Source organism: Rugamonas sp. GW822-FHT03B10 (assembly GCF_058801745.1).
On record NZ_JBXANP010000008.1, the window covers coordinates 108577 to 122701 of the forward strand.

The 14125-nt window shown below is 67.4% G+C and carries 12 protein-coding genes; 8 read left to right on the forward strand and 4 right to left on the reverse strand.

From position 1 onward, the window contains the following. Window positions 1-10: 10 nt before the first annotated feature. Window positions 11-1165 carry an MFS transporter gene (locus tag AC1RQG_RS15100; protein ID WP_493132727.1) on the reverse strand — a complete coding sequence of 385 codons (1155 nt, stop codon included), beginning with the start codon at window positions 1163-1165 and terminating at the stop codon, window positions 11-13. 97 nt (window positions 1166-1262) lie between these two features. After that, entirely contained in the window at window positions 1263-2369 is a 1107-nt protein-coding gene (gene aroC, locus AC1RQG_RS15105; RefSeq protein WP_493132730.1) for a chorismate synthase, read from the reverse strand. Between the two features lie 253 nt (window positions 2370-2622). On the opposite strand from aroC, the gene AC1RQG_RS15110 reads away from it, so the two are divergent. The 6 genes from AC1RQG_RS15110 to AC1RQG_RS15135 all read left to right on the forward strand — a co-directional run bounded on the left by AC1RQG_RS15110 (window position 2623) and on the right by AC1RQG_RS15135 (window position 9843). Next, a complete protein-coding gene (locus AC1RQG_RS15110) occupies window positions 2623-4884 on the forward strand; it encodes an EAL domain-containing response regulator (protein WP_493132732.1) in 2262 nt (753 codons plus the stop codon). A 177-nt stretch (window positions 4885-5061) separates the two neighbouring features. Next, window positions 5062-5622, forward strand: a complete 561-nt coding sequence (locus AC1RQG_RS15115; protein WP_493132735.1) for an iron transporter — start codon at window positions 5062-5064, stop codon at window positions 5620-5622. 3 nt (window positions 5623-5625) lie between these two features. Then, a complete protein-coding gene (locus tag AC1RQG_RS15120) occupies window positions 5626-7167 on the forward strand; it encodes a carbohydrate porin (protein ID WP_493132737.1) in 1542 nt (513 codons plus the stop codon). An 8-nt stretch (window positions 7168-7175) separates the two neighbouring features. Beyond that, window positions 7176-7547: a cupredoxin domain-containing protein gene (locus AC1RQG_RS15125; RefSeq protein ID WP_493132739.1), complete on the forward strand. Its 372-nt coding sequence runs from the start codon at window positions 7176-7178 to the stop codon at window positions 7545-7547. Window positions 7548-7559: 12 nt separating this feature from the next. Further along, window positions 7560-8360, forward strand: coding sequence for an FTR1 family iron permease (locus AC1RQG_RS15130; protein ID WP_493132741.1), 801 nt, complete (start codon window positions 7560-7562; stop codon window positions 8358-8360). A 175-nt stretch (window positions 8361-8535) separates the two neighbouring features. Then, entirely contained in the window at window positions 8536-9843 is a 1308-nt protein-coding gene (locus AC1RQG_RS15135) for a 4Fe-4S binding protein (RefSeq protein WP_493132972.1), read from the forward strand. A 69-nt stretch (window positions 9844-9912) separates the two neighbouring features. On the opposite strand, the gene AC1RQG_RS15140 is transcribed toward AC1RQG_RS15135, so the two are convergent. After that, window positions 9913-10359, reverse strand: a complete 447-nt coding sequence (locus AC1RQG_RS15140) for a CBS domain-containing protein (protein WP_182164089.1) — start codon at window positions 10357-10359, stop codon at window positions 9913-9915. A 196-nt stretch (window positions 10360-10555) separates the two neighbouring features. Between AC1RQG_RS15140 and AC1RQG_RS15145 the strand changes: the two genes are divergently transcribed. Beyond that, window positions 10556-11866 (forward strand): O-acetylhomoserine aminocarboxypropyltransferase, encoded by a 1311-nt coding sequence (locus AC1RQG_RS15145; protein WP_493132745.1) that lies wholly within the window; start codon window positions 10556-10558, stop codon window positions 11864-11866. A 1-nt stretch (window position 11867) separates the two neighbouring features. Further along, window positions 11868-12671, forward strand: coding sequence for an alpha/beta fold hydrolase (locus AC1RQG_RS15150; protein ID WP_493132748.1), 804 nt, complete (start codon window positions 11868-11870; stop codon window positions 12669-12671). Between the two features lie 50 nt (window positions 12672-12721). Here AC1RQG_RS15150 and AC1RQG_RS15155 read toward each other — a convergent pair whose 3' ends face one another. Beyond that, window positions 12722-14062, reverse strand: a complete 1341-nt coding sequence (locus AC1RQG_RS15155) for a YihY family inner membrane protein (RefSeq protein WP_493132750.1) — start codon at window positions 14060-14062, stop codon at window positions 12722-12724. Window positions 14063-14125: the final 63 nt, after the last annotated feature.

Consider the following 14125-nt stretch of genomic DNA (forward strand, 5'->3'; position numbering starts at 1 on the left):
GCCGGCCCGGCTAACGCGGACCGTCCACGCGCTGCCAGCGGAACGACAGGGTGGCCGCCAGCGCCGCCCCCATCACCATCAGCGCCGCCACGTAGTACACCGACTGCGGCCCCATGCGCTGCCAGCACTGGGCCAGGAACAAGCCCCCGAGCGAGCCGCCTATCCCATACGACAGGCTGATGAACAGCGCCTGTCCGCGCGCCTGCAGCGGCCAGGAGAACCAGCGCTGCAAGGTGGTCACGGACGCCGAGTGGTGCAGCGCGAACGTGGCCGCGTGCAGCAACTGGGCGCCCGCCAGCAGCGCCACGTGCCGCGGCGCGGCGCCGATCAGCGCGAAGCGCAGCACCCCCACGGCCAGCGCCACATACATCAGGCGCCGCGCGCCCCAGCGCCGGAACAGCGGCGCCTGGAAATAGAACAGCAGCACTTCCGCCGCCACCCCCAGCGACCACATGGTGCCGATGAAGGTCTTGCTGTAGCCAAGCCGTTCCAGATAGAGCGAGTAGAACGTGTACAGCGCCGTGTGGGCCGACACCATCAGCGCCGTCGAGCAGAAGAAGGCGATCACCTCGCGCCGGCGCAGCAAGGTCCTCAACGGCGGCGGGACCGTCTTGTGCCGCGGGCGCGGCACGTCCTTCAGGCGCAGGCTGGCCAGCAGCACGCACACCAACAGGCCGCCGGCGATCCACGGCAGGGCCATGATGCCGAACGCGTCGAGCGCGTACGAGGCCGCCATCACGCTGGCGATGAAACCGATCGAGCCCCACAGGCGGATGCGGCCATAATAGGTCAGGTCGCCGCGCATCTCCGACAGCATCAGCGCCTCGCACAGCGGCCCCTGGGCGCTGGTGAACAGGTTGAGCAGCACCATCGCCAGCAGGAACTGGACGAAGGTCTGGCCGAAGAAGAAACCGGAGAACGCCGTCAGCGCGGCCACGCCCGTCATGCGCAGCACCCACACGCGCCGTTCGCTGTGGTCGGCCACGTAGCCCCACACGTTGGGACCGACGATGCGCAGCACCTGGATCATCGACATCAGCACCCCGATCTGGCCCACGCTCATGCCTTTGCCGGCGAAGAACAGGGTGGCGTAGGTGGAGAAGGTGCCCGCGTGCGCGTAGTAAGCGCACAGGAACAGGGCGAAGCTGATGGCTTGTGCGGGCATGGAGTGCCCTACGCGGCGCGCAGCCAAAACCGGGGTCAGGTCATGCCTTCGCGCAACTTGCGCGAGGGCATGACCTGACCCCGGTTTCGGGGGGCGCTTAGCGCGCCGTCAGCGCGATGTCCGGGGTCGTGACGTGCACGTCGCCGCACTGGGCGCGGTGCATCAGGGCGTGGTCCATCAGCACCAGGGCCAGCATGGCCTCGGCGATCGGCGTGGCGCGGATGCCGACGCAGGGATCGTGGCGGCCGAACGTCTCCACCATCACGGGATTGCCGTCCTTGTCGATCGAGCGGCGCGGGGTGCGGATCGACGAGGTGGGCTTGATGGCGACCGAGACGCTGATGTCCTGGCCGGTGGAGATGCCGCCCAGCACGCCGCCGGCGTTGTTGCCGATGAAACCTTGCGGGGTCAGCTCGTCGCCATGCTCGGAGCCCTTCTGGGCCACGGAGCGGAATCCGGCGCCGATCTCCACGCCCTTGACGGCGTTGATGCCCATCATGGCGTAGGCGATGTCGGCGTCGAGCTTGTCGTAGATCGGCTGGCCCAGGCCCACCGGCACGTTCTGCGCGATCACGTCGATGCGCGCGCCGATCGAGTCGCCGGCCTTGCGCAGCTCGTCCATGGCCGCCTCCATGCGGGCGATCAGGTCGGCGTCGCCGCTGGCGGCGAAGAACGGGTTGTCGGCCACGTGCTCCCAACCCTGGAACGGCACGGCGATGTCGCCGAGCTGGCTCATGCAGCCCTTGAACACGGTGCCGTATTGCTGGTGCAGCCATTTCTTGGCGATGGCGGCCGCGCCCACCACGGGCGCCGTCAGCCGGGCCGACGAGCGCCCGCCGCCGCGCGGGTCGCGCACGCCGTACTTGTGCCAGTAGGTGTAGTCGGCGTGGCCGGGACGGAAGCTTTCCGCGATGTTGCCGTAATCCTTGCTGCGCTGGTCCTCGTTGCGGATCAGCAGCGCGATCGGGGTGCCGGTGGTGACGCCCTGGTACACGCCCGACAGGATCTCCACCGTGTCCGACTCCTGGCGCTGGGTCACATGACGCGACGTGCCGGGCTTGCGGCGGTCCAGCTCGGGCTGGATGTCGGCCTCGGTCAGGGGCAGGCCCGGCGGGCAGCCGTCGATCACGCAGCCGATCGCGGGGCCATGGGATTCACCAAAAGTGCTTACGGAAAACAACTTGCCAAAGGTATTGCCGGACATAGATATCGTCATGGTGGAAGGTAGGAAGCGGTCATTTTACCAGTCCACAGCCCCGGACGTGCCCGCCAGGCGGCATTTTGACAACATGGTACGCACCAGTACCAAATTCGCGGCCGCGTTTGTTGTCGCCTTTCAGACAAAACTTGCACTTTGACACTTTATGCCGCCCGGAAACTGCTGAAAACGTCGTTCTCTGGAACAATTCGCTATATACTTAATCCGAGAACACCAAGATATCCTGGAGATGCGACACATGCCCCCATCGATCACCCCCCTTGAGCAATCCAAGGACGATCACGACGATCTGGTATTCTTAGAAGAGCACCCGGCGACGACGGAAGCTGGCGGTGTGCGCAGTGTCTGGCGGGTCATGATCATCGACGACGATGAGGACGTGCACTCGACCACCACCTTCGCCCTGGGCAACCTCGACATGCAGCACCGGCCGCTCGAATTCGTGCACGCGTATTCGGCCAGCCAGGCGCGCGAGATGCTCCAGCATGAACAGGAAATCGCCGTCATCCTGCTCGACGTGGTGATGGAACAGGACGACGCCGGCCTGCACCTGGTGCGCTACATCCGCGAAACGCTGAAACTGGCCGACGTGCGCATCATCCTGCGCACCGGCCAGCCCGGCTACGCGCCCGAGATCGACGCCATCCGCGATTTCGACATCAACGATTACAAGACCAAGTCCGAGCTGACCCGCATCAAGCTGTACACGACGGTGACGGCGGCCATCCGCTCCTACGAGCAAATCCGCAAGATCAGCGACAGCCGGCGCGGCCTGAGCCAGATCGTGCAGGCCAGCACCGAGTTGATGACGCTGCACGGCGTGCACAATTTCGCCGCCGGCGTGCTGCACCAGTCGGCCTCGCTGATGGGCCAGCAGGCGAGCGGCGCACTGTGCGTGCGCGAGTGCCCGGAGGATGGCTGCGACGAGTGGCTGGTGATGGCCACGGCCGGTAACTATTGCCACCTGGAAGGCTTGCAGCTGACGGCCAAGGCCGACCCGCGCATGTACGCGGCGATGGAACAGTCGCTGACGGAACGGCGCAACCTGTACGGCCCCGATTACATCACGCTCTACTTCGCCGGCAAGGCCAGCCGCGACTTCGTCGCCTTCCTCGACATGCAGCGCGCCATGACCGACATCGACGAGCGCCTGCTGGAAGTGTTCTGCAGCAACGTGGCCGTCGGCCTCGACAACGTGGAGCTGGTCTCGCACCTGCACAACGCGGCCTTCTACGACCAGCTCTCCAAGCTGCCCAACCGCACCCGCCTGATTGAGATCCTGGACGAAATGCTGGCCAGCCCGGCCCGCGAGACGTCCACCCTGTCGCTGGTGGACCTCGACCACTTCGCCGAAACCAACGACGCGCTCGGCCACCAGTTTGGCGATACGCTGCTGGTGACCGTGGCCCAGCGCCTGCAGTCGCGCCTGGGCGACCAGCTGACGGTGGCGCGCATCGGCGGCGACATCTTCTGCGTGCTGGGCGACTCGACCCAGGTCAATCCGGCCAGCATCCTCGGCCTGTTCCAGACCCCGTTCAACATCGACGGCCAGGATGTGCGGCTGTCGGCCACGCTGGGCCTGGTGCGCCTGAACGAGCATGACGGCAGCGGCGCCGATGCGCTCAAGGACGCCGACATCGCCCTCAAGCGCGCCAAGCTGCAGCAGCGCGCCGGCCACTTCTATTTCTCGCGCAGCATGGGCGTGGAGATCCGCGAGCGGGTGCGCATGATGCACGCGCTGCGCACGGCCTTCGGCCAGGACCAGTTGTTCGTCGTCTACCAGCCGCAGATCGACCTCGTCACCCGCCGGCCGATGGGCGCGGAAGCGCTGCTGCGCTGGCAGACGCCGGACGGCAAGTTCATCTCGCCGGACCGCTTCATCCCCATCGCCGAGTATTCGGGCCTGATCATCGACCTGGGCGAGTGGGTGATGCGCACCGCCATGCGCGAGCTGGTGTTGCTGCGCGCGGCCGGCCACGACAACTTCATGATGTCGATCAACGTGTCGCAGGTGCAGTTCCGCCACCCCTACTTCCTGGAGATGCTGCGCGCGGCGCTGGAGGACACCAAGGCGCCGCCCGAATTCGTGGAACTCGAAATCACGGAGTCGATGGCCATGGAGGAGCCGGACCTGCTCATCAAGATGCTGGGCCAGATCAAGCAGACCGGCGTCAGTATCGCGATCGACGATTTCGGCACCGGCTTCTCGTCGCTGTCCTATCTGCAGCGCTTGCAGATCGACCGCCTGAAGATAGACCGCGCCTTCGTCACCGAGATCACCGGCTCCGCGCGCGGCAGCAGCATCGCCGAGATGGTGATCCAGCTCGGCCGCAACCTGGGCCTGGCGGTGATCGCGGAAGGCGTGGAGGACGAACGCCAGGCCATGATCCTGCAAACGCTGGGCTGCCCGCTGGCCCAGGGCTTCCTGTTCGCGCGCCCGATGACGGCGCCCGTACTGGCCAGCTGGCTCGCCGACGACGCGCTGCAAGGCGCGGCCTGAACCCGGGCGGGCGCCGCCGGCGCCCGCCGCCATCCCTGCCCCTTCCCTTCGTCACCCCGCCGCGTCCGGCGTGGCGATTCCCGGCCCTCAGGCTGGAAATTCTTAACCTGGGTCAATTACAAATGTAAATGCGAACGCTTATCATTTGCACTCAATTCGAGTTTGCAAAGGATCAGTATGCGTTTCCACCTCGCCCCACCCGCCGCCCGCCTCGCGGTCGCGGCCCTGGCCGCCCTGGCCGCCGCCGCGCCGGCCAGCGCCGTCGAATACCCGATCGGCACGCCGCAGCAGCGCGCCGGCATGGAGATCGGCGCCGTCTACCTGCAACCGGTCGTGATGGAACCGGACGGCATGATGAAACGGGCCGAGGAATCGGACATCCACATCGAGGCCGACATTCACGCGCTGGGCGGTAATCCGAACGGCTTCGAGGAAGGCGCCTGGATACCCTACCTGATGGTCAAGTTTGAAGTGAGCAAGGATGGCAGCGCCCAGAAGGTCAATGGCGAATTCATGCCGATGGTGGCCAACGACGGTCCCCACTATGGCGACAACATCAAACTGTTCGGCCCGGGCCGCTACCATGTGCGCTACACCATCCTGCCGCCCTCCGAGAGCAAGCACAGCCATTTCGGCCGCCACACCGACCGGCTGACGGGCGTGCGCCCGTGGTTCAAGCCGTTCGACGTGGAGTTCGACTTCACCTACGTCGGCATCGGCAAGAAGGGCGGGTACTGAGCCATGCGTCATCCCCTGCCCCGCCAGTTGTGCGGCGCCCTCGTGCTGGCGGGCCTGACCCAGGCCGCCATTGCCGCACCCGCCGCCCCCACCGCGTCCGGCGCGCGCGCCGACGTGGCGGCCCTGCGCCAGCTGGTGGCCAAGCTTGGCGCCCGCATGGAGCGACTGGAACAGCGCAATGCCGAGCTGGAACAGGCGCTGCGCGCCGGGCAGCCCGCCGCCGCGACGACGACCACGGCGGCCACCCCGGCCACACCGGCCATCCCGCTCGAACAACGGGTGGCCACGCTGGAAGCGCAGCAGCATCTGGCCGACGCCAGCCTGGAGAGCGACCGCATCAGCGAAAATGAACCGGAACTGACGTCGCGCCTGAAGGCGGTGGAGATGCAGGCCGAAGGCGCGCGCGGTACGCTGCGCAAGCTCAAGGGACTGGACGGCATCAACGCCGGCTTCAGCCTCACGACCATGGCCCAGAAACCAAGCAGCGCCGCCAACACCTACAGCCAGCTCAATTACCGGGCCGATGCCTTCGTCACGCTGCCGCTGGCCAACCTGGGCACGGTCGAACAACGCGTCTACGCGCAGTTCCGCATCGGCCAGGGCGACGGGCTGAACGACCTGCCCTCCTTCTCCAAACCCAACGCCACCGCGTTCCGCGTGCTGGGTGGCGTGCGGCCGGACGACGCCGTGGCCGTGCTGGCCCAGGCCTGGTACCAGGCCAGCCTGCCGTTGCCGCTCGGCGGCCACGCGCCGCGCTCGCGCGAGACGCTGGAAGTCGGCTTCGGCAAGATGGACCCGTTCGCGTTCTTCGACCAGAACGCCGTGGCCGGCGACGAAACGCGCCAGTTCACCAACACCATCTTCGTCCACAATCCACTGCTCGACGCGGGCGGCGACATCGGCGTGGACGCCAACGGCTTCGCGCCCGGCTTCCGCCTGTCGTACCACAACACGGCCGGCAAGCCGGAAAGCTGGCGCCTGTCGCTGGGAGTGTTCGGCGCCGGCGCCACCGGCGCCAACTACCAGCACACGCTGCGCTCGCCATTGCTGCTGGCGCAGGCCGAGACGGAACAGCGCCTGTTCGGCGGCCTGGCCGGCAATTACCGGCTCTACGCCTGGCGCAACAGTCAGGCCAGCCATCTGGACGAGGCCGACGCGGCGCCGGACCAGCACCGGGGCTGGGGCGCGTCCGTGGATCAGCGCGTGGGCGACGATGTGACCGTGTTTGCCCGTTACGGCCAGCAGACGCGCGGCGAAGTGCGCTTCGACCGCGCCCTGACGGCCGGCGCCGTAGTCAACGGCAGCAGTTGGAGCCGGGGTGGCGACAGCGTAGGCGTGGCCTTCGGCTGGCTACGTAGCAGCGCCCCGTACCGCGCGCTGAGCGGCGCGACGGGCGCGGAACGGGTGGCGGAGCTCTACTACCGCTACCGCATCAGCCGCCAGTTCGAGCTGTCGCCGACGCTGCAATACATCAGCCATCCGGCCGCCATGCCCGGCGCCGCGGCCATCACCATCGCCGGCCTGCGCGCCCAACTCAGTTATTGAAGGAACCCATGCTTACACTACCGCACATCAACGCGCCGCGCCGCTGGCTGGCCGGCGCCTGGCTGGCCGCCTGCCTGCTTCCCTTGCTGGCCGCGCCGGCCGCCATGGCGGGCGACATGCCCACGCTGAACCTCGTGATCCGCGACGGCCGCTTCGTCCCCGCCGTCATCGAGGCCCCGGCCAACACCAAGTTCCGCCTGCTGATCAAGAACGAGGGACCGGGTGCGGAGGAGTTCGAGAGCACGGAACTGCGCAAGGAGAAGGTGCTGGCGCCCGGCGCGTCCAGCTTCCTGATCTTCATGCCGCTTAAGCCGGGCAGCTATCCATTCTTCGGCGACTTCCACCCCCAAACGGCGCAAGGCCGCATCGTCGTCAAATGAGGGAGGCCGCGCATGGGTAACGCCTTGTTCATCGTGTGGCGCGAGAGCGTGGAAGCGATGCTGGTGATCGGCGTGCTGCACGCCTGGGTGCGCCGCAACGGCAGCCGTGGACTGGGCGCGCTGTGGACCGGCTCGGCCGCCGGCGCGGCGCTGGCCGCGCTGCTGGGCTGGGCCATGGTGGCGGCCCAGGACGAGCTGTCCGGCGCCACGCTCGAATGGTTTCAACTGGCCATGCTGCTGGTGGCGGCGGGCCTGATCGTGCAGATGGTGCTGTGGATGCAGCGCCATGGCCGCCACATGAAACGCGAACTCGAAAGCGGACTGGAACGGGCCACGGCCCGCGCCGGCACGGCCGGCATCGCCGTCATCGCCGCGCTGGCCATCGCGCGCGAGGGCGCGGAGACCGCTATCTTCTTGTATGGCATGGGTGTGGCCGAAGGGGCCGGCCGCATGGCCACCGGCGCCGTCGCCGGACTGGGGCTGGCTTTGCTGACGGCATGGATCGTCAGCAGTGGCCTGGGCCTGCTCGACTACCGGCGCTTCTTCCGCATCAGCGGCGCGCTGTTGCTGCTGTTCGCGGCGGCGCTGTTGAGCAGCGCCGTGGACCGCCTGATCGGCGGCGGCTGGCTGCCGGCGCTGGTCGATCCCCTGTGGAACAGCGCGGCGCTGCTCGACGACGGCAGCCCCGGCGGCGCGCTGGTGGCCGCCTTCACCGGCTACCGCGCGCGCCCGTCGCTGACGCTGGCCGTCTTCTATGCGCTGTACTGGATCGCGGTGCTGGCCACCCAACGCCGTCTTGCCCGCCATGCGTAGCATCCCCATCGTTCCGGTCCGCTCCGAGGCTGCGCGCGGCGCCGCCGCGGCCCATGCCGCCGCCCATGCAAGCACCCATGCCGCCACTCATGCCGCAGCACACGCTGCCGGCCGTACCGGGGCCCAAGATCCGCCCCCCACGCCGGCCGGGCGGCTGGCCGCCATCGGCCACGCCATGCGTCGGCACCGGCGCGTCATCATCGCGCTGCAATGGATGGTGGTGCTGTTCTATCTGGTGCTGCTGGTGGTGCCGGCGTTCATGCCGATCCCGCCCGAGGATGCGCACCTGTACGGCAACCTGCGCCTGTTCGCCCAGTTCCTGTTCTGGGGCATCTGGTGGCCGTTCGTCATGCTGGGCACCATGCTGCTGGGGCGCGTGTGGTGCGGCGTGTTCTGCCCGGAAGGTTCGCTGTCCGAATTCGCCAGCCGGCGCGGGCTGGGGCGGCCGATCCCGCGCTGGATGCGCTGGAGCGGCTGGCCGTTGACGGCCTTCGTCTGCACCACCGTCTACGGGCAACTGGTCAGCGTGTACGAATACCCGCAAGCGGCGCTGCTGGTGCTGGGCGGCTCGACGGTGGTGGCGGTCACGGTCGGATTCGTGTACGGCAAAGGCAAGCGCGTGTGGTGCCGCTATCTGTGTCCGGCCAATGGCGTGTTCGGGCTGCTGGCGAAGATCGCCCCGCTGCACTACCGCGTCGATGCGCAAGCGTGGCAGCGCGACACGACCCGCACGCCAGCCGTCGATTGCGCGCCGCTGATCGACATCCGGCACATGAAAAGCGCATCGGCCTGCCATGCATGCGGGCGATGCAGCGGCCACAAGGACGCCGTCGCGCTGGCGCTGCGGACGCCGGCCAGCGAGATCCTCGCCACCACCAACAAGGACGCCACCACGGCCGAGGCGCTGATGCTGGGCCTGGGCGTGATCGGCATCGCCACGGCCGCGTTCCAGTGGTCGGCCAGCGCCCGCTTCGTGCAACTGAAAACCCTGCTGGCCGACTGGCTGATCGCGCGCGACAGCTTCGTGCTGTTGCAGGACAACGCGCCGTGGTGGCTGCTGACCCACTACCCGGCCGCCAACGATGTGTTCACGTGGCTGGACGGGATCTGCGTGCTGCTGTTCATCCTGGGCGGCGGCCTGGCGCTGGGTGCGGCCGTGTTGCTGGCGCTGCGGCTGGCGGCGCGGATCGCCAGCCTCCCCGACCTGTCGTGGCAGCGGCTGGCGCTGGCGCTGGTGCCGCTGGCCGGCGCGAGCATCTTCACCGGCCTGTTCCTGCTGACGGCCGGCCACCTGAAGGCCGAGCGCATCAACCTGGACTGGCTGCCGGCCGCCCGCAGCGCGCTGCTGCTGGCCAGCGGCGCCTTCTCCGGCTACCTCGCGGGGCGCATGCTGCTGGTCCGCGTCACATTGCGGCGGCTGCTGGCATGGGCCGTCGCGGTGCTGCCGGTGGCGCTGGTCTACGCGGTGTGGACCGGGGCGTAAAAAAAGCGATGCCACCCGCAGGTGGCATCGCCCCGTTTGTCGCGGGCCGCCTCGTGGCGGCGCGCACGCTCATTCCGTCGTTTCGGCCGGCCAGTCGCGGATGTAGGCCTTGAGCATGCGGTTCTCGAAGCTCTGCGCTTCAAGCACGGCGCGCGCCACGTCGTAGAACGAGATCACGCCCAGCAGCGTCTTGGCGTTCATCACCGGCAGGTAGCGCGCGTGCTTTTCCAGCATGATGCGGCGCACTTCGTTCACTTCAGTGTCCGGCGTGACGGTGATCGGATGGTCGTCCATGTGCTTGCGCACGGTGCCGCCGCCCACGGCGCCATCGTTGCTGTGCACGGCCTTGAGGACTTCGCGGAAGGTCAGCATGCCAACCAGATCGCCAAACTCCATCACCACCAGCGAGCCGATGTCTTTTTCAGCCATGGTGTTGGCCGCTTCCACCAGTGGCTGGTCGGGGGAAATGGTGTAAAGAATATTGCCTTTAACCTGGAGAATTTCGGAAACTTTCATTTTGGGCCGTCCTATCCGCTGTGTGATGGGCTATATGAATGAGATTTCTACTTGTCGTAGCCTTATAGCGAATGTAGCCTAAGCCCGGCAAAAAATCCAGCGTTGCGGATAATCAAATCGCAACACTGTTTGCCACTGTTGCTACGGCACGTTTCAAGGTAGGATGCCCAGCATTCCAACCACCAGTTGAGACAACATGAGCGGCCCCCACTACCCTGGCTTCGATACTTTGTCGCTGCACGCCGGCGCGTCACCCGACCCGGCCACCGGCGCCCGCGCCACCCCGATCTACTTCACCACCGCCTTCGCCTTCCAGGACGCCGACCACGCCGCGTCGCTGTTCAACATGGAGCGGGCCGGCCACGTGTATTCGCGCATCAGCAACCCCACCAACGCCGTGCTGGAAGAACGCATCGCCGCGCTGGAGGGCGGCGTGGCCGGCATCGCCACGGCCAGCGGCCAGGCCGCCCTGCACCTGGGCCTGACCACCATCGCCGGCGCCGGCTCGCACATCGTGGCCTCGCGCGCGCTGTACGGCGGCTCGCACAACCTGCTGGCCTACACGCTCAAGCGCTTCGGCATCGACACCACCTTCGTCGATCCGCGCGACCTCGACGCCTGGCGCGCCGCCATCCGACCCAACACCAAGCTGCTGTTCGCCGAAACGCTGGGCAATCCCGGGCTGGACGTGCTCAACGTGCCGCAAGTGGCGGCGCTGGCGCATGAGCACCACCTGCCGCTGATGGTCGATTCCACCTTCACCACGCCCTATTTGCTGCGCCCTTGCGAACTGGGCGCCGACCTCGTGTTCCACTCGGCCACCAAATTCCTGTGCGGCCATGGCACGGCCATGGGCGGCCTGCTGGTGGACGGCGGCACCTTCGACTGGCAGGCCGCGCACGACAAGACGGGCCACTTCGCCGAGCTGTGCGAGCCGTACGACGGCTTCCACGGCATGGTGTTCACGGAAGAATCGACCGTCGGCGCGTTCGCGCTGCGCGCGCGGCGCGAAGGCTTGCGCGATTTCGGCGCCATCATGAGTCCGCACAACGCATTCGCCATCCTGCAGGGCGTGGAGACGCTGGGTCTGCGCATGGAACGGCACGTGGCCAACACGCGCAAGGTCGCCGAGTTCCTGCTGTCCAATCCGGCCGTGGAAGCCGTGTCCTACCCTGAGCTGCCCAGCCATCCCGACTACGAACTGGCCAAGACCCTGCTGCCCAAGGGCTGCGGCGCCGTGCTCTCGTTCAGCATCAAGGGCGACCGCGCAGCCGGCAAGCGATTCGTCGAAAGTCTGCAAGTGTTCTCGCACCTGGCCAACGTGGGCGACGCGAAGTCGCTCGTGATCCATCCCGCTTCGACCACCCACTTCCGCGTGCCGACCGAGCAGCTGGCCGCCGCCGGCATCACGGAAAGCACGATGCGCCTGTCCGTCGGGCTGGAGGATGCGGACGATCTGATCGAGGACCTGGCCCGCGGCCTCAAACTGTCGCAGAAAGGAGCCTGACATGCTGCTCAACGTGGAAGGTGTGGACGCCTATTGCTACACGGGCGGCAAGCCGTTCGACCCATCGCTGCCGACCGTGGTGTTCATCCATGGCGCGCAGAACGACCATAGCGTGTGGACCTTGCAGACCCGTTATTTCGCCCACCATGGCCACGGCGTGCTGGCCGTGGACTTGCCGGGGCATGGCCGCAGCCAGGGCGCGGCCAAGGCCAGCGTGGAGGCGCTGGCCGACTGGCTGCTGGCCGTGCTGGACGCGGCCGGCGTACAGCGGGCGGCCCTGTTCGGGCACAGCATGGGATCGCTGATCGCGCTGGAGGCCGCGTTCCGGGCGCCGCAGCGCGTCACGCATTTGGGCATGATCGGTTCGACCTACCCGATGAAGGTGTCGGACGCGCTGCTGGAGACGGCGCGCACCAACGAGGCGGAGGCCATCGACATGGTCAACATCTGGTCACATTCGTCGGCCACCCGCAAGCCGTCCAACGCGGGGCCGGGCATGTCCGTCATGGATGGCGCGCGGCGGCTGATGCAGCGCATCTCGGCCATCAACCCGGCGCTGGTGTTCCACACCGATTTCTCGGCCTGCAACAGCTACGCCAACGGCGAAGCGGCCGCGCAATCGGTGCGCTGCCCCACCCTGTTCCTGTTCGGCCGCAAGGACATGATGACGCCACCCCGCTCGACCAAGCTGCTCACCTCCACCATCGCCCACGGCAAGGTGGTGCAGGTCGACAGCGGCCACTCGCTGATGAGCGAACAGCCGGACGCGGTGCGCGAGGCGCTGTACGGCTTCGTCAACCAATAGGGTCTGGCAAGTCCGAGCCCGGCCGGCGCCGCGGCGCGCCGGCGCGCCGGCTAGCCGAACTGCTCGGCCAACGTGCGCCCCAAGCCCTGCTCGACGGCGCCCTCCACCGCGCGCGCCAGCGAGGCCGCATCGCGCGCGGCCCGCGCGTCGCGCTCATCGTCGCCATCGGCCACCACGCCGGCGTTGACAGGCATGCCGCCGAACACGAACAAGCGGTAGACGTCGGCCAGCGTCAGCCGGTCCACGTTGGCCAGCAGCACCCAATGGTCGCCGCTGTCGCTGACCCGTTTGCCCCACTGGACCCGGCGCGGCGCCTCGGTCTGCATCCGCCCCACCCAGCCCTCGGCCGCCATCCTCTCCAACAACACATCCATCTCATCGAAGCCCAGCCGGGTGGCGCGGCGGATGGTGCCGGCGTTCACCAGCGCCGTGTCGCTGGCCTTGCGCGCCGCGTACAGCACTTTCAGTATCGCCATCGCATCGACGAATTCGCCGCCGGGCACGGCCTCGTGCCACCAGCGCTCGTATTTCACCACCGGCAGCGCCGCCACCAGCAGCGCGCCCACCAGCGTGATCAGCCACGACACGTAGACCCACAGCAGAAACAAGGGCAAGGCCGCCAGCGCGCCGTATATCTTCGAATAGGTGGGCGACTGGATGATGAACACCGCGAAGCCGCGCTTGGCCACCTCGAATGCCACGCCAGCCACCAGCCCACCCCAGGCCGCGTCGCGCCAGTCCACCTCGCGGTTGGGCACGGCCACATACAGCAGCGTATATCCGGCCGTCGTCAGGGCGATCGACAAGATGGTATAGATCAAGGCGCCCAGCACGGGAATGCCGCCCACCAGGTCGCTGGTGGCAATGAAGAAGTGCGACGACAAGGTCAACGAGCCGCCGATCAGCAGCGGTCCCAGCGTGATGAGCGCCCAGTACACCAGGATGCGCTTGGTCCAGCCCCGTCCGCGGCGCACCTGCCAGATGCGGTTGAACACGCGTTCGATCGTGCCCATCATGGCGATCGACGTCACCACCAGCGCCACCGCGCCCACGGCCGACAGCCGCGTGGCCTTGGACGCGAACCCGGTCAGGTAACTCATGATGGTGTTGGCTATCCCCTTCGGCATCACGCTTTGGATAAAATAGGCTTCCAGCGCTTTGCGGAAGGTGTTGAACATCGGGAAAGTGGTGAAGATGGCCAGCGCGATCGTCAGCAGCGGCACCAGCGCGAACACGGACGTGAACGTGAGGCTGCCGGCCACCTGGGTCAGGCTCTCCTCGCGCAGGCGGCGGCGCGCGAACAGCAACAGGTCGCGGATTTCCTGCCACGACAGCGAACGCACCGCCTCCGCGCCGCCGGTGCAGCGCTGTTTCAGGAAGTGCCAGAACATGGGAACGTATTTTAAAAGCATGGACTCGATAATCAGGATGCAAAAGTAGCAGTCATGCCACCC

Bases quoted from the DNA above. Each gene is read 5' to 3' on its own strand.
- AC1RQG_RS15135 (WP_493132972.1), top strand. From the start codon at position 8,536: ATGCGTCGGCACCGGCGCGTCATCATCGCGCTGCAATGGATGGTGGTG.
- AC1RQG_RS15110 (WP_493132732.1), top strand. From the start codon at position 2,623: ATGCCCCCATCGATCACCCCCCTTGAGCAATCCAAGGACGATCACGAC.
- AC1RQG_RS15125 (WP_493132739.1), top strand. From the start codon at position 7,176: ATGCTTACACTACCGCACATCAACGCGCCGCGCCGCTGGCTGGCCGGC.
- AC1RQG_RS15140 (WP_182164089.1), bottom strand. From the start codon at position 10,359: ATGAAAGTTTCCGAAATTCTCCAGGTTAAAGGCAATATTCTTTACACC.
- AC1RQG_RS15145 (WP_493132745.1), top strand. From the start codon at position 10,556: ATGAGCGGCCCCCACTACCCTGGCTTCGATACTTTGTCGCTGCACGCC.
- aroC (WP_493132730.1), bottom strand. From the start codon at position 2,369: ATGTCCGGCAATACCTTTGGCAAGTTGTTTTCCGTAAGCACTTTTGGT.
- AC1RQG_RS15100 (WP_493132727.1), bottom strand. From the start codon at position 1,165: ATGCCCGCACAAGCCATCAGCTTCGCCCTGTTCCTGTGCGCTTACTAC.
- AC1RQG_RS15120 (WP_493132737.1), top strand. From the start codon at position 5,626: ATGCGTCATCCCCTGCCCCGCCAGTTGTGCGGCGCCCTCGTGCTGGCG.
- AC1RQG_RS15150 (WP_493132748.1), top strand. From the start codon at position 11,868: ATGCTGCTCAACGTGGAAGGTGTGGACGCCTATTGCTACACGGGCGGC.
- AC1RQG_RS15130 (WP_493132741.1), top strand. From the start codon at position 7,560: ATGGGTAACGCCTTGTTCATCGTGTGGCGCGAGAGCGTGGAAGCGATG.
- AC1RQG_RS15115 (WP_493132735.1), top strand. From the start codon at position 5,062: ATGCGTTTCCACCTCGCCCCACCCGCCGCCCGCCTCGCGGTCGCGGCC.
- AC1RQG_RS15155 (WP_493132750.1), bottom strand. From the start codon at position 14,062: ATGTTCTGGCACTTCCTGAAACAGCGCTGCACCGGCGGCGCGGAGGCG.